Below are 18,048 nucleotides of genomic sequence, written 5' to 3' on the forward strand. Positions count from 1 at the left end.
GACGTGTAAAGTTCAGCGTGGTGTGCCGGGAAGCCTGGTCGGCGAATTCGAGAGAGCTCTCTTTGCCGATCGGGGGACACCCTCATGGTGCTCGTTGCCGTCTTCGGAGTCGCGCTGCTCATCGCGGTGCTGCTCTCCGGGCTTGCCGCCCGTACCGTCCTGTCCACGTCGTTCCTCTTCCTCGTCGGCGGGGCGCTGGTCAGTGACGGCTTTCTCGGGCTGATCCACATCACGCCGGAGAGCGAGATCGTCGCGGTCACCGCGGACCTCGCCTTGTTCGCGGTGCTGTTCACCGACGGAATGCACGTCTCCTTCCCGAAGCTGCGGGCCAACTGGAAGAACCCGGCCCGGGCTCTGGGCCTGGGCATGCCGCTCGCCTTCGCCGGCATGGCTCTGATCACGCACTATCTGGTCGGTCTGGACTGGACGACGTCGTTCCTGGTCGGCGCGGTACTCGCGCCCACCGACCCGGTATTCGCCTCCGCGATCGTCGGCCGCAAGGAAGTCCCGGCCAAGCTGCGGCAGTTGTTGAATGTGGAAAGCGGCATCAACGACGGCCTCGCCCTGCCGATCGTCCTGATCCTCATCGCCGCGGCCGGTCCCACGGCGGGCCCTGCGCACGCGTCGCTAGGCAAGATCGCCCTGGAGCTGGGAGGCGGGCTCGCCCTCGGCATCCTGCTGCCGCTGCTCGTGACCGGGCTGGTGCGGTTCCGGCTGCTCGGCGCGGAGGCGAAGCTGCAGCCGTTGCTGCCGCTGGCCACCGGGATCATCCTGTACGGGCTGTGCCACCTCACCCACGCCAACCCCTACCTCGCGGCCTTCTCCGCGGGCGCGGTCCTCACCGCGGCCTCCCCTGAGGCGAAGGCAGCGTTCGAGCCGCTCGGTGAGGCGCTGGCCGAGCTGGCCAAGTTCGCAGCCCTGCTGGTCTTCGGCGCGCTGCTCACCCCGCAGCTGTTCGGCGACCTGTCCATCGGCGGCTATGTCGCTGTGGTTCTGGCGATCGTGCTCATCCGGCCGGCGTCGCTGCTGATATCGCTCATCGGAACGCGGTTCGACCGCCGGGAGAAGCTGGTCGCGGCCTGGTTCGGCCCGAAGGGCTTCGCTTCGGTCGTGTACGGGCTGCTGGTGCTGCAGGCCGGCATCCCGCACGGCCAGGAGGCGTACACCCTGATCGCGGTCTGCATCGCGGCCTCGATCATCGCCCACAGCAGCACGGACGTGCCGATCGCCCGGCTCTTCCACGTGGACGACCTGGTCGGTATCCCGGCCGACCAGGACGGAGCGACACCAGACCACAGCAAGGAGATCGGCCATGCGCGCGCATGAACTCGCAGAGCCCTACCCTTCCGCCTCGACTGACGACAGCGCCTCGGATGCGGCACGGTTGCCGGCCGAGCGCCAGCTGTCCGCGCTGCGCGATGCGGACCAGCAGCCCTACGCCAACGTGCCGGGCCCCCAGCTCATCAAGCAGTTGGTACCCCACTACGTCCCGGAGACCCCGCATGTCGCCGCCGTGATCTACGATCGGCACCTCGCCGAGGTCACGGAGAAGATCGCGGGCCTGACCGTCACCCAGTGGCTGCCGCCGCGGACGTCCGCGCCGCCGGTGGTCGGGCCCGACGCGGGAGCGCTGCAGGTGGCGGCGCTCGTGGCCCGGACCCGCAGCCCGCTGGTCGCCGCCATCGAACGCGACAGGGACCAGGTCCGGCTGGGGGGCGCCATCACGGCCGCCCGCCTCATGCAGCGACTCATCGGAGGATCGTGAACGACTGGCAGAGCTGGGCCGCGATCGTCGTCTTCGCCGGCACGTACGCCCTGATCATCAGCGAGAAGATCCACCGGGTGGCGGCCGCTCTCGGTGGCGCCGGGCTGATGCTGGTGATCAGGGCGACCGACGACACGTCCGCCTTCTACTCCGAGCACAGTGGCATCGACTGGAACGTCATCTTCCTGCTGATGGGCATGATGATGATCGTCGGCGTGCTGAAGAAGACCGGCATGTTCGAGTACCTGGCCATCTGGTCCGTGAAGAGAGCCAGGGCCAGGCCCTTCCGGGTGATGGTCATGCTGATCGTGATCACCGCCGTGGCCTCCGCGCTGCTCGACAACGTCACCACCGTGCTGCTCATCGCCCCCGTCACCCTGCTGGTGTGCGAACGGCTCACGCTGCCCGTCGCCCCGTTCCTGATCGCCGAGGTCCTGGCCTCCAACATCGGCGGTATGTCGACCCTGGTCGGCGACCCGCCGAACATCATCATCGCCAGCCGGGCCGGCCTCACCTTCAACGACTTCCTCGTTCACCTCGCCCCGCTGTCCGCTCTGCTGATCGTGGTGCTGATCGCCATGTGCCGCTGGCTGTTCCGCAAGGCGTTCCTGTACGACGAAGACCGCGCGGCCGAGGTGATGGAGCTGGAGGAGCGCGAAGCCATCCGGGACCCCCGGCTCCTGGTCCAGGGCCTGATCGTGCTCACCCTGGTCGTCGCCGGATTCGTCCTGCACCCGGTGCTCCACTACGAGCCCAGCGTCGTTGCACTGCTGGGCGCCGGCCTGCTGATCGCCCTGTCCACCGCGGAGACCGGGGAGGTGCTGGCCGAGGTCGAGTGGCCCACCCTGGCCTTCTTCGCCGGGCTGTTCATCATGATCGGCGGCTTGATCGAGACCGGCGTGATCGGCGAGGTGTCCAAGGCTCTCGCCGACGCCATCGGCGACAACGAGCTGGGCGGCTCCATGCTGCTGCTCAGTGCCTCCGCCGTGCTGTCCGGCATCATCGACAACATCCCCTACGTCGCCACCATGGCGCCCATCACGAGCGACCTGGTCGAGGCGATGGGCGGCGACACGAACCACGTCATGTGGTGGGCCCTGGCCATCGGAGCGGACCTCGGCGGCAACGCCACCGCCATCGGAGCCAGCGCCAACGTCGTCGTCCTCGGCATCGCCGAGCGCAACCGCACCCCCATCTCCTTCTGGCAGTTCACCAAGTACGGACTCGTCGTCACCGTGGTTACCGTGGCGATCTCGGCCGGGTATGTCTGGCTGCGCTACTTCGCCCCGGCCTGACCGATGACCACATGGACACACGCTTCCCTCGCCTGCAGCATCGTCGCGGCCGCGCTCGTCATCCGTACCGCGCTGGGCGAGCTGCGCCGGCCTGGCACCGCTCGAGAGCAGCGGCTGTTCCTGACCAACACGGCGGCTGTGATGACGGGTGCCGCCTCTGCGGCCGTATTGGGGGCGGCGCTCGTATTCGTCGAAACCGATCCTGGCCATGCTGTATGGGCGCTGCTGGGCGGGATCCTGACCGCGTTCATCGTCGACCGGCTGATGGACCAAGCCGGAAAGGGGCGGGAATGAACCGGGACCGGACCGCGGAAGGTATGTGTCGCGTCAAGGTCATCGCCGGGAGCCCGATGATGACCGACGCTGGGAACAGGGGCATGACGAGCAGACGAGGAGCCGGCCGTGCGCGCACGAGACCTGGCAGTTGAGTACGAATCGGTGAGCGTCGGCAGCGACGCACTGGAGGCGGCCCGGCTGATGGCCGAGCACCAGCTCCCGGGACTCCTGGTGCTGGACGAGCGCGGCGAACCCAAGGCGATCCTGCCCGCCTCCCAGATGGTCAAGGTCCTGGTGCCCGAGTACGTGATCGAGGACCCGACTCTGGCCGCGGTCGTCGACGAGAAGCACGCCGACCGTCTGTGCCGGGCCCTGGTCGGCCGCAGTGTCGGCGACTGTCTCCCACGGGCCACGACCCCGCCGCCCATCGCGGATCCCGACGACACCGCGCTGGAGGTGGCCGCGCTCATGGCACGGGTCCGCAGCCCGCTGGTGGCCGTGGCCGAGAAGGCCAAGGACGGCACCCATCTGCTCGGGGTGATCACAGCCGCCCATCTTCTGCATGAACTCCTCGCAGCGTCGGGCGGCTACGGCGGCAGGAGTCGGCCGTGACCGGCCGGATCATCCCATGGATCTGTCCAGTCGGGGGCGCGGCTGTTGCCGGGCACAGGCGCGCCCTAAGGGCTGTCCCGCAATACCCGGCGGATGAGCGCGCGGCGTCAGATGCGGTGCATCGCAAGGCGGAGAGTCGTCCTCATACTGGGCGTATTCGGGCGATTCGACAACGCAGCGAGGTGCCGTAGCTGTCGTCGCGCGCCCGGCGGGTATTGCGGGACAGCCCTTAGGATCACGGCAGGTGAGCCGGGAAGTCTGGTCGGCATGAAATTCCTTCTGCTCTGGAGATCCGCCGATGTCCTTGTCCCTGGTTGTGCTTGCCGCCTGGGCCGTGGCTTTCCTGACGCTCAATGTGATCCTTTGCGTACGCGTGTGGCGCATACGGGACCTGCCCACGTGGCGCCGGTTGTTGCCCGCTGCACTGCTGTGCGCCGCGCTGGCCGCCAGTCTCACCCGGGCCGCCGGAATCACGGTGATCGCTTCAACTGTGGCGTTCCCTCTGAATGTGGCGACGCTGGTGGTTGCTCTTGGCGAGATCCGAGGGCATCGGTGTTCAGCGGGAAGCCCTGCGAGCGAGCCGATGGGGTGATCCCGGCGATGCGGCGCACCACTTCTACGGGTGTGCCGGACGGTTCACAGCTCGGAGCTGAGCTCTCCCATGATCTTCCGCGTAGGCCTGGTAGATGTCGCGTGGTGTGCCACCGATGTGGAGAAATCGCTCGTCGAGGATGGTGGAAAGGTCCTCCAGTGCGGTGATGAGCAGTGCGGCGGCGAACCGCACCTCGGCGTGCCGTGCGTTGTCGGCACGGTCGGCGAGGTCGGCGGCGTAGCGGATTCTGGCGGCCAGTGAGGTGTGGTCCTCGCCTTCGTGGAAGTAGTAGGACTCGGCGAACTGGAGGAAGTCCACCGAGATACGCGCCACTTCCCCGGCGAGGTTGTCCAGGACGCCCGCTCCCAGAGGGGAGTCGAGCTGCAGCGGTGAGGGATCGTTCCGCTGCAGCTGGGACAGCCGCAGAGCCAGTGTGCGTCTGCGGATGAGAGCCGGATAGATCTCCAGCACCCAGGAGACCGTGGCCGTGAGCAGAGCGAAGCCGACGAGGGCTTCCAGGGGCGCGACGATGCGCAGCCACGGCTCGGCCGGGGCGATGTCGCCGAGCCCGAGCGTCGCCACGGTGACCAGCGAGATGTACAGCGAATCCACCGGTCCTCCGTGCTCGGCCGGCTTCAGGCCCGTGGCGAACGAGAAGGCGTCCGGCAGGTGCGGCCAGTAGATCAGTGCCCATCCCACGACGACGGTGCCTGCCCACATGGCCACCACCGCCACCATGGCGAGCGGACCGGCCAGCCCTGCCGCCCGTCTGCGAAGAGGGAGGCGCTGGGACAGTCTCCACAGGGCCGACATGACGTGCCGGCTCAGCCCTCCGTGACGGGTGGGGTGCCACAGCGTGTGGAACACGTCCCGCAGCGCGACCATGACGAGAGCTGCTCCGACCAATGAGACCAGCCATTTCATACGCGTCTCCCAGAACGTGGCGTATGCGGTGCCCAGCATGCACGGCAGCCCGCTCCGAGCTGTGCAGGCCACGCCTCAGAGGGTGAGTCGCCCGTACAGCAGGTCGTCGATGAACTCCCGGCGGGCCGCCTCCTCCTGACGCACTGCCAGGCGCAACGCCCGTTCATGCCCCTCCGCGAAGGCGTCCACGGCCTGCGGTGGTGGCCCGCCCAGCGGCGGGTGCGTGTGCTGCAAGGCGTTGATGGCGGTCGGGCGTTCTTCGAGGTACGCCAGGTAGTCCGGCGCCATTCTGGCGCGGCGGGCTGTTTTCTGTCCGGGTCGTGCCCTGTCGCTTGCGCTCGGTACCAACGGCCGATGTCGCCGGGGTCAGGTGCCCCATTTGGCGGGGTCCCGGGCGGTTCCGACAGCCAACAGGATCCCCCGCGGCCTCCAGCGAGTCTCACTCGGCGGAGAGATGCTCGACGACCTCGGTGACATCTTCGATCTCCTTGATCTGCGCCAGCAATCGGGGAATGCCGTCCTCGTCCATCCGGCCGCTGAGTTCGACCACTCCGTTGTGCACCGTCACTTCGACCGTGTCCCGGGCTTTCGGGAAATGGCGTTCGAGAATCTCGGACTCGACCTCCTGGCGGATCATCGTGTCGTCGCGCACGAGTGCCTGCAGCAACGCACGCCTCTGCACCACACCCACGAGGCGTCCTTCGTGATCCGTGACTGGCAGCCTCTTGAGCCGGGAAAGCGCCATCACCCAGGCGGCCTCGGCAACCGACGCCCCGGGGTACACCGCGACCGCCGGGCTCGTCATCAGTGTCTCGGCCGTCTCGCCGTGCGCCTTCTCGTGGATCCGCCGCTCCCGCAGCCTGCCGATCGGGCCGGGGCGGTGGCCTGATGCCTCCACCGCAGCCTTGGCCAGCAGGTCGGATTCCGATACGACGCCCATCACCCGGTCCTCTTCGTCGACGACCGGCACGGAACCCACACGCTCCCGCGACAGTACCCGGGCGATCTCCATGAACGGCAGGCTGCCACGGACCGAGGCGGCCGGTACGTCCATCACCTCTCGCACGCGCAGCGGCGTGGGCGTGGCAGCGGGCGAGGGCTCCGGCCGTTCGGGGGGCCGCTCTTCGTGGACGGGCGGCTCTTCATGGGCAGGCCGCGCGCCCACCGCCTGCTTCGTGGAAATCGCGGCGACAGCACCGATGTAGCGCACCAGCATGTCCTGCCGATGGGTTTCCTCGGGACTCCAAGCCCGGTCCGGCTTGGCGCCGCGGGCCTCGGCTCCTGCAGAGAACTTCTCGCGCTCGCTCACAGCGGCCTCCCAGAACGACAGGCTTTCCTGCTACAACACCAGTGTTCCGCCATTTACGCCCCAGCCAAGTGCCGGACGGCCCACGCGGCCCGACAGACGGCCCATGCCAGGGCGACAGGCCGCATTCGATGTGGAACCTTGAGTAGGAGGCGACGGAAAGAGGGCCAACGTGGTGAAGTTTCCGGGCTTCCTCGCGCGTTTCCGCCCCGTCGGCACTCCGGGGGCGGCCGCGACCGGAGTCCCCGCAGACCGCGCGGCGGAGCTGGCTGCCGAATTGGAGTCTTCCTTGTCGCAGCTGACTCAGGCCCAGGAACAGGCCGCCGCGATCCGTGCCGCGGCATCCCGGGAGGCAGCGGTCATCCGCCAGGAGGCCGGCGCAGAAGCGGCTCGGATCGTGTCCGAGGCCAGAGGCAGGGCCGCACACGAACGAAAGGTCGCGGCCGCGCCCCTGCTGCTGGCAGCCCGCGAGGATGCGGCCCGATCGCTCGCAGTGGGCGAGCAGACCGCGGCGCAGCTGCGGCGCCGGGCGGCGGAGCGGATGCCCGCGGTGGTCGACCGCTTGGTGGCCGAAGCGTTCCGGGGGCTGGACGGCCCTGGACCGGACGACACCGGAATACCGCGATGGGCCCCGGGTGGGTCGGGGCGGTGATCAGGGCGCGGGCCCTGATCACCCGGAGTCTGGGCGTCTCGGGCGCCCGGGAGGTGGCGGCTGCCGCGACACTGGGCGATGCACTGCGACAGCTCGGTGCCACGCCCTACCGCAGATACGTCACGACGGACGCCACGCTGGCACAGGCGCAGCGGGCGGTGTCAGCAACTCTCCTGTGGCATCTGCGGGTTCTGGCGGGATGGCTCCCGCACACCGGGGCGGATGCCCTGAGGCTGCTGGCCACCGGTTTCGAGATCGCCAACGCCGAGAGGCGGCTGCGGTCGCTTTCCGGCGGTTCGGCGCCGCAGCCGTACAGGCTGGGCGCACTGGCCACCGCATCGCGCCGGATCGGACAGGCAGCCGCACCGAGCGAACTGCGGGCCGTGCTCACATCCTCGGCATGGGGAGATCCGGGCGGGGACTCACCGGCCGCGATGGCCACCGGTATGCGCATCTCGGCCGCCGCCCGCACCGCTGAACGGCTGCCGCCCGCGCGGCGGTGGGCCACCGGCCGCGCCGCCCTTCTGGTGGGCCGTGAGCTGTTCGTCCACGGCCGTCCCCTGACGGAGCCGACAGCCCGTCATGCCCGCGAGCTCCTGGGCCGACGGGCGATCGAAGCCTCGTCCTTCGAGGAGTTCCGGGCCTTCCTGCCCCGCCACGCGCGCTGGCCAGTGGACGACATCACCGAAGCGGGCGAGCTGTGGCGGGCGGAAGCCCGGTGGTGGACCGCCCTGGAGGAGGACGGCATCGCCATGACACACAGCAGGGGCTATGGCCTCACTCCTGTGGTGGGCGCCGTCGCCGTGCTGTCCGTGGACGCGTGGCGGGTTCGGGCCGCGCTGGAGCTCGCCGCACGCGGCGGCGGATCCCTGGAGGTGCTCGATGCCGTGGTCTGAGGTCATGGCGCCGGTGCGTATGCAACGGGTGGCAGTCGTCGCACCACGTGCGGTGCTCAGGGAGACGCTGGTGCGGATCGCCGATGCGGGATGCGTGGAGCTCGACCGGGCAGAGGAGGCGAGCCCCGGCCCGGCCGCGCGGCTGCTTCAGAGCCTGCCCACTCCCCCGGCCCCTCCGGTGCTGGCTGCCAAGGCGCCCGACCTTCATGTCCTGGAGCGGGAGCACCGCATCGGGCTCCTCGCGGGTGAGGCCCAGCTGGAGGAGCGACTCGGCGCTGCCGTCCAACGCGGGGACGTGGCCGCGCTCGCCGGCTGGTGCCCGGCCGGAGAAGCCGTCCGCCTGGCTGAGCGGCTCGCGGGCACCGGAGCCGCGCTGGTGCGGCTGCCGGTCCCCCGTGGGATCGATCCGCCGACGCAGTTGCGCGCCACGGGGCGGTCCCAGGGCTCGTTCACACCTCTGGTGACGACCTACGGCACGGTGCCCTATGCGGATGTCGACCCGACCTGGCCGGCCGGGATCTCCTATGTGGCGATGTTCGGTGTGATGTTCGGGGACGCCGGTCACGGTGCGCTGCTGCTCCTCGGTGCGCTGCTGCTGCGGCTCGGCCGCCCACGGAAACTGCTGCCGCTGCGCCACCTTTGGCCTTTCCTGGCCGGAGCGGGCATCGCCGGGACCCTGGCGGGGATCGCCTACGGCGAGTTCTTCGGGCCCACCGGGGTCCTTCCGGTTCTGTGGCTGAACCCTCTGGACGAGCCGGAGCAGCTGCTCGTGGCCGCGATCGGGCTCGGCGCCGTACTGCTCGTACTCGCCCATGTGGGCGGGACCGTGAACCGCTGGCGGGAGGGCGGCCCGGCCAATGCCCTGTACGCGGCCTCGGGAACCGCGGGCCTGACACTCTTCCTGGGACTCGCACTGGGCGGCGCGGGTCTGTTTCTCCACCGCCCTGGGTATGCCGTGGCCGGGGTGGTGCTCGCCTCGGCAGGACTGGCACTGACCGTGACCGGGCTGTACGCAGCCACGGCCGGCGGGCTCGGCGGAGCGGCCCAGACCGGCGTCCAGCTCTTTGATGTCGTGGTGCGGATCGGCACAAACACCGTGTCCTTCGCCCGCCTCGCGGCCTTCGGTCTCACCCATGCGGCACTCGGAGATCTGGTCTGGCGCGCCACTTCAGGGCTTGCGTCGCGAGGTGCCCTGCCGCTGATCGGAGCGGCGCTCGTGTTCGTCGCCGGTACGGCGGTCGCTTTCGCACTTGAAGCACTGGTCGCCGGAGTACAGGCACTGCGGCTGGAGTTCTACGAACTCTTCTCCCGTGTCTTCACAGCTCAGGGCCGACCGTTCCGACCCTGGCACGTGCCCACTGGACATCTGGAGGTGACCTCGTGATCACTTGGCTCGTCGTCATGCCCGTTCTGGCGGCCGGATTCTGGGCCGTACGTCTGCTGGCCCGGCGGCGCGGGAAAGGAGCCGTGCGGTGGCTTCTGATTTCCAACCTCGCTCTGCTCGGTGGCGCGTTCGTCCTGTTGGCGACGGCTCTCGGAGGTGCGGCCGAGGCTTCCCCAGGCCAGGCCGCCACAGATCAGGGGGTCGGATCGGCAGCACTCATCGGGGCCGCCATTGCGGTGGCCGGGGCGTCTATCGGCGCCGCCATCGCCGTCGCGTACACCGGAGCCGCGGCGCTGGCGGCACTGAGCGAACGGCCCGAACTCTTCGGGCGGGCCATGGTGATCGTGGGACTCGCGGAAGGGATCGCCGTGTACGGCCTGGTCGTCGCCATCCTGCTCATCGGGAAGGCCTGACCATGGGAACCGTGGCCGCCATCGGAGAACAGGTCCGGGTGGGCGGGCTGAGTCTCGCCGGTGTCACGATCCGTGCGGCCGAGGATCCGGAGGAGGTCCGCCGCGCCTGGCAGGCGCTGCCCGAAGGGGCCACGCTCGTCATCCTCACCCCGGCGGCCGCACAGGCGCTCGGGGCCGTCGCGCTGGAGAGCGTCCGGCCACTGGTGGTGGTGATGCCATGACCCTCCCGCCCACCGACCCGGCGGACGCCCTGGAGCCCGCACGCGCCGAGCTGCGGCGCGAGGCCGAGGCCGATGCGGCAAAGCTGCTCGCCGAGGCGCACAAGGACGCAGCCGACGCGCTGGCGGCGGCCCGTGCACAGGCCGCGGAGATCCTCGACGGGGCCCGGCGAGAGGGGGAAGCCGACGGCGCCTCGGCCGCGGCGGAGGAGCGCACGCATGCTCGCGGCACGGCCAGGGCCCTTGAACTCGCCGCCCAGGGCGAGACGTACCGGGAACTGCGCCGCCGCGTCGTCGAACGCGTCCAGCAGGCCGGCCGGCGTTCCGCCCCCGTACAGGCATCCCTTCAGGCGCGGGCCAGGTTGCTGCTCGGGCCAAAAGCGCAGATCACCGAGCACGCCGACGGCGGAATGGTGGCCGTTGCGCCCGGTAGACGGGCCGACCTCAGCCTGACGGCCCTGGCGACTCGTGCACTGGACAGGGCCGGCGTGGAGGCGGAGTCCCTGTGGGCGCCGTAGGCCCGCCGCGGATCCTGCGGGTGGCGGGGCCTCTGGTCGAGCTCAACCGCACTGCCGGTACCGCCATGCATGACGTTGTGCTTCTCGGAGACGTCAGGCTTCCCGCAGAGGTGGTGGCCATCGCCGGCGACGTGGTCACTGTCCAGGCGTACGAGTACACCGGCGGCCTGGCTCCCGGACATACGGCACACCCGCAGGGCAGACCGTTGTCCGTACCGCTCGGTCCGTGGCTGCTCGGCGGCGTCTACGACGGTCTGCTGCGGCCGCTTCAGAGGGCCGGGGACCGACTTGTCACCGGCTCGGGCTCTCTTGTGTCCGACGAGCGCACGTGGCCGTTCACCCCCCGTGTGACAGAGGGTCAACAGGTCGACGAGGGCGAGGTTGTCGGCGAAACCGGCGGCCCTGGCCCCGTGCCCGTCAATGTGTTGGTACCCCCTGGCTGCTCGGGTACGGTCTCGCGCGTTGCCCCGGTGGGCCGGTACCCGGCCGAAGCGGTGCTGGCCGTCGTGACGGACACCGAGGTTCGCATGGCGGCCCCCTGGCCGGTCCGACGCGCCCGCCCCGTACGGGAGCGCCTGCCGGCCGCACAGCCGCTCACCACCGGACAACGCGCCATCGACCTCCTCTTCCCCGTGGCGCGGGGCAGCGCGGTCGCCGTTCCGGGAGGCTTTGGCACGGGCAAGACAGTGCTTCTGCAGCAGATCGCCAAGTGGTGCGACGCTCATGTGATCGTCTACGTTGGATGCGGCGAACGCGGCAACGAAATGGCCGACGTGATCGCGGAGTTGTCCGCGCTCGACGACCCGAGGACAGGGGGCAGGCTCGCCGACCGCACGGTGACCATCGCCAACACCTCGAACATGCCGATGATGGCCCGGGAGGCGAGCATCCACACCGGGGCCACGGTCGCCGAGTACTTCCGGGACATGGGGCTCGACGTCGTGGTCATTGCCGACTCGACATCCCGCTGGGCCGAGGCATTGCGTGAGTTCGCCTCCCGCATGGGCGCGCTGCCCACCGAGGAGGGCTATCCCGCCGGACTTGCCTCGGAGCTCGCGGCGTTCTACGAGCGGGCCGGAGCGGTACGGACACTGGGCGGTCGAGAGGGCTCGGTCTCCGTGATCGGTGCTGTCTCGCCCCCCGGCGGCGATCTCACCGAACCTGTCACTGCACACACACAGCGTTTCGTGCGGTGCGTATGGACCCTCGACCGGGAGCTGGCCTACGCCCGGCACTACCCCGCCGTCTCCTGGTCCGATTCGTTCTCCCGCGAGGTCGGTGCCCTCGCCGTCGCCCACGCCCAGTCTGGAGATCCGGTCTGGGCGGAGCGCCGTGGCAAAGTGGCCAGGCTGCTCTCGGAAGCCGACCGGCTTGCCGACCTCGTCGACCTCGTGGGCATCACCGCGCTGCCCGCACAGGAGCGGGTCAGCGTCCTCGGCGGCCGCCTGGTCCGCGAGGGCGTGCTTCAACAGAACGCACTGTCGGAGCTGGACGCTTACTGCGCGCCGGAGAAGACAGCCGCCTTGGTGGATGCCGTCCTGGCGGTCGTCGGCCGCTGCCGGGACCTGGTCGAATCGGGCACAGCGGCCGAAGCCGTCGAAGAGGCGGACTTCACACCTCTGTTGCGCGCCCGCGAAGAGGTGGGCCCGGACGATGCCGCCGGTGTGGACGCCCGCCGGGACGAAGTTCTCGCCGGGCTCCGGGAGTTGGTCCCGTGACCGACTGGGGAGAGATCGAGTACACAGCCGTCCGGGAGCTGCGCGGGCCACTCGCCGTCGTCGAGGGTGTGGCAGACGTCGGCTGGGACGAGTTCGTACGGATCAGTCTCGACTCCGGCGAAGAGCGGTACGGACTCGTCCTGGAAGTCGACCGCGACCTCGCCGTGGTCCAGGTCCTGGAGGGTACGGCCGGAATGGCTGCCGACCGCACCCGGGTTGCGTTCGCCGGTACTCCCCTGCGCATTCCCGTCGGAGCCGGCTGGCTGGGACGTGTGTGCAACGGCCGCGGTGAGCCGATCGACGGAGGCCCTCCGGTCTTCGGTTCCGCCGACGCCGCCGTCGGGGGCTCCCCGATCAACCCGGTGCGGCGTGAGCCGCCGGCCGAGCCGGTGCTGACCGGTGTCGGTGCCGTCGATGTGCTCACCACGCTGGTGCGCGGTCAGAAGCTGCCGGTCTTCTCCACGGCCGGGCTGCCCCATCTCGAACTGGCCGTTCAGATCGCGGCTCAGTCGACGAGCGGGGGCGAGCCCTTCTGCGTCGTCTTCGCCGGCATGGGGCTCACACACGCCGATGCCGCCGGCGTCCGCGCGGGCCTCGCGGAGCGGTTCGGTGCGGGCGAGCTGGCGCTCATGCTCAACACCGCCGACGACCCGGTGATCGAAAGGCTGCTCACCCCTCGCGTGGCTCTCACTGTCGCCGAGCATCTGGCTTTCGAGGAGGGACGGCACGTGCTGGTCGTCATGACCGACATGACCGCGTACGCCGAGGCACTGCGAGAGGTGTCCGCCGCCAGGGGCGAGATTCCGGGCCGCCGTGCGTACCCCGGCTACCTCTACAGCGACCTCGCCTCGCTGTACGAGCGGTGCGGCAAGATCCGGGGAGCGCCCGGATCCCTCACCGTGCTGCCGGTGCTCACCATGCCGGCCGGCGACATCACCCACCCGGTTCCCGATCTGACCGGGTACATCACCGAAGGCCAGATCGTGCTGTCCCCGCAGGCCCACGCTCGCGGTGTCTACCCGCCAGTGGACCCCCTCGCCTCGCTCTCCCGGCTGATGCGCAAAGGGGCAGGGCGAGGCCGGACGCGGGCCGACCATCTGGACGTCGCCGCCCAACTGCTCGCCGCTCTCGCCCGGGCCCGGCAGATCCGCGAGCTCGCCGACCTGATCGGACGAGCGGCCCTGAGTCCGACCGACGAGCAGTATCTGGACCTCGACCAGGCCTTCCTGGACCACTTCCTGGCCCAGCGGCCCGACGAGAACCGTCCCTTCGACGAGGCCCTGGACCGCGCCTGGCAGGTGCTGCGCACCCTGCCACGGAGTCAGCTCGGCATGATTCCGGCCGAGTTCCTCGACGCCCTCGGCGACGAAGCCGCGGACGTGGGGGGCGACGGATGACCCGGGCACGGCGTGTTCCTCCCGGCCGGGCCGGGCGGCTGCGCCTTCGCCGCAACCTGGAAGTGGCACTGCGCGGCGCAGACCTGCTGGAGCAGAAACTGCGAATCCTCCGAGGCCGTCAGCAGAGCCTCCAGGAGACCGAGGAGAGCGCGCGCCGCGCCTGGCTCGAGCTGCTGGCGGACGCCGAGACCTGGCTGCTGAAAGGACTGGTCACGAGCGGGGAAGGGGCCCTGGAGGCATCCGCTGTCGCGGACCGAGCGGACGTCACCATCGAATGGACCACCTCCATGGGAGTACGACACCCGTCTGGAGTTGTCTGGACGCCGGCGGCCCGGTCTCTGGATGAGACAGCACCGGTGAACACAGCCCTTGCCCGCGCCGAGGCCGCGTACCGCGAGGCGGTGCGCGCCGCGGCGGATTACTCGGCTGCCCGCACCGCCTCCCGTTTGGTCGGGGCCGAGGCGGAACGGACCCGGCAGCGGACCCGTGCACTGCGCAGGCACTGGATTCCACGACTCACCGAGGAACTCGCGGCGGCAGACCTGGCGCTGGAGCAGTCGGAGCACGAGGACTTGATACGGCGGCGATGGGCCGCCGATGTGCCGGCCAGGCCGACGACGCCGTAGTGCTCACCTGCTGCCGCACGTTCTGTCCCGTATGGCGTTCGGGGCGTAGCAGCCTGCCCAGAGTACGGCCCGACACCCAGGACCTTGGCCCTTCCCTGGGCCCCTGCGGCCCTCTCGCGCCACCGCCCCGCGCGATGCCACCGCAAGAGCTGTGCGGTCACCGGCACGTCAGAACGCCGCTCAGAATCTCGCATGTACGGCCTCGTCGGCGCTCCAGGCGAGAGCCGAGAAGACCGCGAACTGTCCTGTCGTTGTGGTCAGCAATCCGGAACACACCACCCAGGACCGGGTACCTCGCCGTGGGAGTCGACGGCAGCGTCTCCTCTCGTCGCCCGCGGGCTCCGACGACGAGCAGGCCGGCGCCTGACGCGGCCTCCAGGAGTCCCTCACCCGCCGGTCCCTCTGGAGCTGCACGTCGTGTCGGACTGCCTCGTCGGCAGCCCAGTCCAGCGCGGCCGATCGGCATCCTGCCGACAGGCTCGCCTCGGATCCGTCGATGCCAACCACCAGCAAAATCGCCAGCCTCCTCCTGCCGGATTTCCGCGCCTGCCCGAGCCCTGCCACATCGGGGTCCACATGCGCCGCAGGAAAATATGGGGTACTCCTCGAATGAGAAACGGCCGTGCTCGGCGCATTGGCGCAGATGGTCACCATCGAGCACACCTCACGGTCGCCTGCACGCCCACCAGCCAGGGCACGGGGGACGACAGCAGTCCGGACAGCTGCATTCGCTCACCGTGATTCCAGCGTCTTCCGAGACGGAGGCAGTCGCCATGGAGCCAGTCGTCACCGTGGGCCTCGACGGCACACCCGAGAGTCTTGCGGCTGCCCGTTGGGCCGCCGACGAAGCCGAGCGGCGCAAGCTCACGCTGCGCCTGCTCCACGCGTGGCCCCTGCTGGTGCCGGAGCCGACCCACGTCCCATCAGAGATGGATCAGAACTACTGGGCGAAGCGGATCGTGCACAACGCGCGGGCGGAGCTCCAGACGCGCCACCCGGGCCTCTCCATTGTCGGCAACCTGGTCGCCGACGACGCCCAGACCGCACTGCTTCAAGCGGCATCGGAGTCCGAGATGATCGTGCTCGGTTCGCGGGGGCTGGAGCCCGTTGAGAGCTACTTCCTGGGCGACATCAGCATGACCGTCGTGGCACGGGCCGAGCGGCCGGTGGTCCTCGTACGTGCCGAAACGCGCGAAGAAGGCTCCACTCCGGGTACGGCGGGCGGCGTGGTGGTGGCACTGAAACTGCACGGCCCATGCGACGACCTGCTCGAATTCTCCTTCGCCACCGCCTCGGCGCGGGGCATGCCTCTTCGGGTGGTCCATGGACAAAGCGTGCCGCTCCATGCACATCTTCCGTGGGGCATGGACCACGACGTGACCGAAGAGATGACGCAGGACGCGCAGAAGCACCTGAGCCAGGCGCTGCGTCCCTGGCGAGAGAAGTTTCCGCGCGTGGAGGTGGTCGACAGCATCGGTCTCCAAAGCCCCGCCAAGGTCGTGGTAAGGGCCGCAAAGGGCGCCGGGCTGCTGGTCATCGGCCGACGCAAGCACGGTCCCGCCCTGGCGCCACGCCTGGGTCCCGTGGCCACCGCCGCCATCCATCACGCGGGCTGCCCTGTGGCCGTCGTCCCCCATGACTGAGCCGAGCCGGCGCAGCGGGAAGGACGCTGACCATCCAGCACGCATCGTGGGGTGGCTGTGGCCTTCACGGCCACGTGGGTGGTCTCGCCCGCCCGGATCCGTCACCCGCCCAACCACGTGACAGGCCGCTGGTGGCCTCACCCGGCCGCCCTCGTGGGGGCGGTTTCTGTCGGCGGCTTCGACAGGACTTTTCCATCCCGGCCGCCGCCAACACCGCCCGGTCGCCAGGTGACCCGCCGGCACGACGGGTGTCGACTCCTGTCACGTGCCACCTCCCCGGACCGTTGCCGCTCCTTCACAGGCCGGGGGCGCCCCACAGCGGGAACCAGCGGCTCAGGTCCTGCTCGATGCGCAGGTCGTCCTTGACCACGGCCTTGGCCTGGAGTTCCAGCGGGTTGTCGCGTTTCTGGCCGGGAAGGGGCGCGAAGGGGTAGAAGGTGCCGCGCTTGTAGAGGTAGACCAGCGCCAGGGGGCGCAGCTCGGTGTCGCGGAAGGAGACCAGGGAGCACAGGAGTTGTGGTCCGAAGCCGCTGTCCTGCAGTGCGGTGTTCACCGCGTGCAGATCGCTCACCAGCGCGGGCAGGCTCTCGGGATCGCGGCGCGAGAGCAGCCATGAGTACCCGTAGTCGTCACGGCTGAACTCCACCGGCGCACCCGCACGTTCGGAGTCGGCGTCCAGCAGGGCCCCTACTTCCTGCTGGACTTGAGTGAATGCCCCGCCCTCGATGGAGGCGAAGCACACCGAGCCCGCGCCGGTCGGGGTGAAGCCGATCGCTGCCTGGAGCGTGATCGCCGCCGAGGGGAGGCCGAATAGCTGGTCCAGGTCGGGCTTGACCGGCTTGGACCGGCCGAGCAGGGAATCCAGGAAACCCACGGGGTCTCAGCTCCTTCTCATGCCGTCCGGCTGCCCGGTTCGCCCAGCTCGGCGGAGATCTCCGCGAGGGCCTCGAGGCGGCGTTCCAGGCTTGGGTGGGTGGAGAACAGGTTGGCCAGCGCCGTTCCGGGCCCGAGGGCGGGGGTGAAGAAGAACGCGTTGAACGCCTGGGCGGTACGCAGGTCCTGAGTAGGGATACGGGCGATGTCCCCGCTGACCTTGGTGAGCGCCGAGGCCAGAGCGGATGGCTTCGCGGTCAGCATGGCTCCGGCACGGTCTGCGGCCAGTTCGCGGTAGCGCGACAGTGCCCGGATGAGCAGGAAACTGAGCGCGTAGACGAGGGCCGAGACCGCCATGACGGCCGCGAGTGCGACGGCGGTGTTCTGGTCGCGCTGGTCGCGTCCGCCGAACAGCTGGGAGTAGAAGGCGAAGCGGACGACGAGCCCCGCGATCACGCCCAGGAACGAGGCGATGGTGATCACAGCCACGTCGCGGTGCGCGACATGGGAGAGCTCGTGGGCGAGGACGCCTTCGAGCTCCTCAGTTGTCAGGCGGCGCTGCAGTCCGGTGGTGACGCACACGACGGCATGGTTGGCGTTGCGGCCGGTGGCGAACGCATTCGGCAGGTCCATGTCGGAGATGGCCACCCGGGGTTTGGGCATGTCCGCGGTGGCGCACAGCCGGTCGATCACGCCATGCAGCTGGGGCTGCTCGTCGGCCGTGACGAGGCGGCCGTGCATGGCGTACAGGGCGATCCGGTCGGAGAACCAGTACTGCGCACCCAGCAGCCCAGCGGCGATGACGACCACCAGGACGACGGACTTCAGCAGAACGATCAGCGCAGCAATGAACACCACGTACACCAGCCCGAGCAGGAACATCGTGACCACCATGCGGGCGGTCAGCTGCCGATCGGGCTCAAAGCGGCTGTGCATCGTC

20 protein-coding genes and 1 pseudogene are annotated in these 18,048 nt (G+C 69.8%); 16 read left to right on the forward strand and 5 right to left on the reverse strand.

Features of this window, described 5'->3' with window-relative positions; all coding sequences use genetic code 11:
- Positions 1–84: 84 nt before the first annotated feature.
- From FBY35_RS01250 to FBY35_RS01275, 6 genes are all read left to right on the forward strand, one after another.
- Complete coding sequence (locus tag FBY35_RS01250) at positions 85–1,326, forward strand: sodium:proton antiporter (RefSeq protein ID WP_142211997.1); 1,242 nt, start codon at positions 85–87, stop codon at positions 1,324–1,326.
- The gene (locus FBY35_RS01255; protein WP_142211998.1) at positions 1,313–1,765 is read left to right on the forward strand and encodes a CBS domain-containing protein; all 453 of its coding nucleotides are present in this window, start codon (positions 1,313–1,315) and stop codon (positions 1,763–1,765) included. The genes FBY35_RS01250 and FBY35_RS01255 overlap by 14 nt, the downstream gene beginning before the upstream one ends.
- Positions 1,762–3,060 carry an SLC13 family permease gene (locus FBY35_RS01260; RefSeq protein ID WP_142211999.1) on the forward strand — a complete coding sequence of 433 codons (1,299 nt, stop codon included), beginning with the start codon at positions 1,762–1,764 and terminating at the stop codon, positions 3,058–3,060. The genes FBY35_RS01255 and FBY35_RS01260 overlap by 4 nt, the downstream gene beginning before the upstream one ends.
- Before the next feature lie 3 nt (positions 3,061–3,063).
- Positions 3,064–3,354: a hypothetical protein gene (locus FBY35_RS01265; RefSeq protein ID WP_142212000.1), complete on the forward strand. Its 291-nt coding sequence runs from the start codon at positions 3,064–3,066 to the stop codon at positions 3,352–3,354.
- 108 nt (positions 3,355–3,462) lie between these two features.
- Complete coding sequence (locus tag FBY35_RS01270; RefSeq protein ID WP_142212001.1) at positions 3,463–3,948, forward strand: CBS domain-containing protein; 486 nt, start codon at positions 3,463–3,465, stop codon at positions 3,946–3,948.
- A gap of 298 nt (positions 3,949–4,246) precedes the next feature.
- A complete protein-coding gene (locus FBY35_RS01275) occupies positions 4,247–4,540 on the forward strand; it encodes a hypothetical protein (protein ID WP_142212002.1) in 294 nt (97 codons plus the stop codon).
- Positions 4,541–4,564: 24 nt separating this feature from the next.
- Here the strand turns inward: FBY35_RS01275 and FBY35_RS01280 are convergent, their stop codons facing one another.
- The 3 genes and pseudogenes from FBY35_RS01280 to FBY35_RS01290 form a co-directional block, all read right to left on the reverse strand.
- The gene (locus tag FBY35_RS01280; RefSeq protein ID WP_260848459.1) at positions 4,565–5,503 is read right to left on the reverse strand and encodes a potassium channel family protein; all 939 of its coding nucleotides are present in this window, start codon (positions 5,501–5,503) and stop codon (positions 4,565–4,567) included.
- A 39-nt stretch (positions 5,504–5,542) separates the two neighbouring features.
- Positions 5,543–5,659, reverse strand: a pseudogene (locus FBY35_RS01285) (PucR family transcriptional regulator); the annotation flags it as partial.
- Positions 5,660–5,903: 244 nt separating this feature from the next.
- The gene (locus tag FBY35_RS01290; protein WP_142212003.1) at positions 5,904–6,773 is read right to left on the reverse strand and encodes a CBS domain-containing protein; all 870 of its coding nucleotides are present in this window, start codon (positions 6,771–6,773) and stop codon (positions 5,904–5,906) included.
- Positions 6,774–7,059: 286 nt separating this feature from the next.
- Here FBY35_RS01290 and FBY35_RS01295 point away from each other — a divergent pair, with 286 nt between their 5' ends.
- The 10 genes from FBY35_RS01295 to FBY35_RS01345 all read left to right on the forward strand — a co-directional run bounded on the left by FBY35_RS01295 (position 7,060) and on the right by FBY35_RS01345 (position 16,235).
- Positions 7,060–7,422, forward strand: coding sequence for a hypothetical protein (locus FBY35_RS01295; protein WP_222123089.1), 363 nt, complete (start codon positions 7,060–7,062; stop codon positions 7,420–7,422).
- On the forward strand, positions 7,419–8,318 hold the full coding sequence (locus FBY35_RS01300; RefSeq protein WP_260848460.1) for a V-type ATPase subunit: 900 nt from the start codon (positions 7,419–7,421) through the stop codon (positions 8,316–8,318). Before FBY35_RS01295 ends, FBY35_RS01300 begins: the two co-directional genes overlap by 4 nt.
- A complete protein-coding gene (locus FBY35_RS01305) occupies positions 8,305–9,702 on the forward strand; it encodes a V-type ATPase 116kDa subunit family protein (protein WP_186356840.1) in 1,398 nt (465 codons plus the stop codon). The genes FBY35_RS01300 and FBY35_RS01305 overlap by 14 nt, the downstream gene beginning before the upstream one ends.
- Positions 9,699–10,115: an ATP synthase subunit C gene (locus FBY35_RS01310; RefSeq protein ID WP_142212005.1), complete on the forward strand. Its 417-nt coding sequence runs from the start codon at positions 9,699–9,701 to the stop codon at positions 10,113–10,115. The genes FBY35_RS01305 and FBY35_RS01310 overlap by 4 nt, the downstream gene beginning before the upstream one ends.
- Positions 10,116–10,117: 2 nt before the next feature.
- On the forward strand, positions 10,118–10,336 hold the full coding sequence (locus FBY35_RS01315; protein ID WP_186356841.1) for a hypothetical protein: 219 nt from the start codon (positions 10,118–10,120) through the stop codon (positions 10,334–10,336).
- Positions 10,333–10,851 (forward strand): hypothetical protein, encoded by a 519-nt coding sequence (locus tag FBY35_RS01320; RefSeq protein WP_142212006.1) that lies wholly within the window; start codon positions 10,333–10,335, stop codon positions 10,849–10,851. The genes FBY35_RS01315 and FBY35_RS01320 overlap by 4 nt, the downstream gene beginning before the upstream one ends.
- A 20-nt stretch (positions 10,852–10,871) precedes the next feature.
- On the forward strand, positions 10,872–12,569 hold the full coding sequence (locus tag FBY35_RS01325) for a V-type ATP synthase subunit A (RefSeq protein ID WP_260848654.1): 1,698 nt from the start codon (positions 10,872–10,874) through the stop codon (positions 12,567–12,569).
- A complete protein-coding gene (locus tag FBY35_RS01330; protein WP_142212008.1) occupies positions 12,566–13,966 on the forward strand; it encodes a V-type ATP synthase subunit B in 1,401 nt (466 codons plus the stop codon). Before FBY35_RS01325 ends, FBY35_RS01330 begins: the two co-directional genes overlap by 4 nt.
- Positions 13,963–14,592, forward strand: coding sequence for a V-type ATP synthase subunit D (locus FBY35_RS01335; RefSeq protein WP_142212009.1), 630 nt, complete (start codon positions 13,963–13,965; stop codon positions 14,590–14,592). The genes FBY35_RS01330 and FBY35_RS01335 overlap by 4 nt, the downstream gene beginning before the upstream one ends.
- Before the next feature lie 773 nt (positions 14,593–15,365).
- Positions 15,366–16,235 (forward strand): universal stress protein, encoded by an 870-nt coding sequence (locus FBY35_RS01345; protein ID WP_142212011.1) that lies wholly within the window; start codon positions 15,366–15,368, stop codon positions 16,233–16,235.
- A 295-nt stretch (positions 16,236–16,530) separates the two neighbouring features.
- On the opposite strand, the gene FBY35_RS01350 is transcribed toward FBY35_RS01345, so the two are convergent.
- Entirely contained in the window at positions 16,531–17,109 is a 579-nt protein-coding gene (locus FBY35_RS01350; protein ID WP_142212012.1) for a PspA-associated protein PspAB, read from the reverse strand.
- Between the two features lie 17 nt (positions 17,110–17,126).
- Entirely contained in the window at positions 17,127–18,044 is a 918-nt protein-coding gene (gene htpX, locus FBY35_RS01355; RefSeq protein WP_142212013.1) for a zinc metalloprotease HtpX, read from the reverse strand.
- Between the last annotated feature and the right edge of the window lie 4 nt (positions 18,045–18,048).

Origin of the sequence: Streptomyces sp. SLBN-118, assembly GCF_006715635.1 — a bacterium.
In the GTDB taxonomy this organism is placed as follows: Bacteria; Actinomycetota; Actinomycetes; order Streptomycetales; family Streptomycetaceae; genus Streptomyces.

What these genes read in the sequence shown, in the direction of transcription:
- FBY35_RS01315 (WP_186356841.1), top strand. Translation starts at nt 10,118, where the DNA reads ATGGGAACCGTGGCCGCCATCGGAGAACAGGTCCGGGTGGGCGGGCTG.
- FBY35_RS01280 (WP_260848459.1), bottom strand. Translation starts at nt 5,503, where the DNA reads ATGCTGGGCACCGCATACGCCACGTTCTGGGAGACGCGTATGAAATGG.
- FBY35_RS01255 (WP_142211998.1), top strand. Translation starts at nt 1,313, where the DNA reads ATGCGCGCGCATGAACTCGCAGAGCCCTACCCTTCCGCCTCGACTGAC.
- FBY35_RS01320 (WP_142212006.1), top strand. Translation starts at nt 10,333, where the DNA reads ATGACCCTCCCGCCCACCGACCCGGCGGACGCCCTGGAGCCCGCACGC.
- FBY35_RS01305 (WP_186356840.1), top strand. Translation starts at nt 8,305, where the DNA reads ATGCCGTGGTCTGAGGTCATGGCGCCGGTGCGTATGCAACGGGTGGCA.
- FBY35_RS01250 (WP_142211997.1), top strand. Translation starts at nt 85, where the DNA reads ATGGTGCTCGTTGCCGTCTTCGGAGTCGCGCTGCTCATCGCGGTGCTG.
- FBY35_RS01345 (WP_142212011.1), top strand. Translation starts at nt 15,366, where the DNA reads ATGGAGCCAGTCGTCACCGTGGGCCTCGACGGCACACCCGAGAGTCTT.
- htpX (WP_142212013.1), bottom strand. Translation starts at nt 18,044, where the DNA reads ATGCACAGCCGCTTTGAGCCCGATCGGCAGCTGACCGCCCGCATGGTG.
- FBY35_RS01275 (WP_142212002.1), top strand. Translation starts at nt 4,247, where the DNA reads ATGTCCTTGTCCCTGGTTGTGCTTGCCGCCTGGGCCGTGGCTTTCCTG.
- FBY35_RS01335 (WP_142212009.1), top strand. Translation starts at nt 13,963, where the DNA reads ATGACCCGGGCACGGCGTGTTCCTCCCGGCCGGGCCGGGCGGCTGCGC.
- FBY35_RS01265 (WP_142212000.1), top strand. Translation starts at nt 3,064, where the DNA reads ATGACCACATGGACACACGCTTCCCTCGCCTGCAGCATCGTCGCGGCC.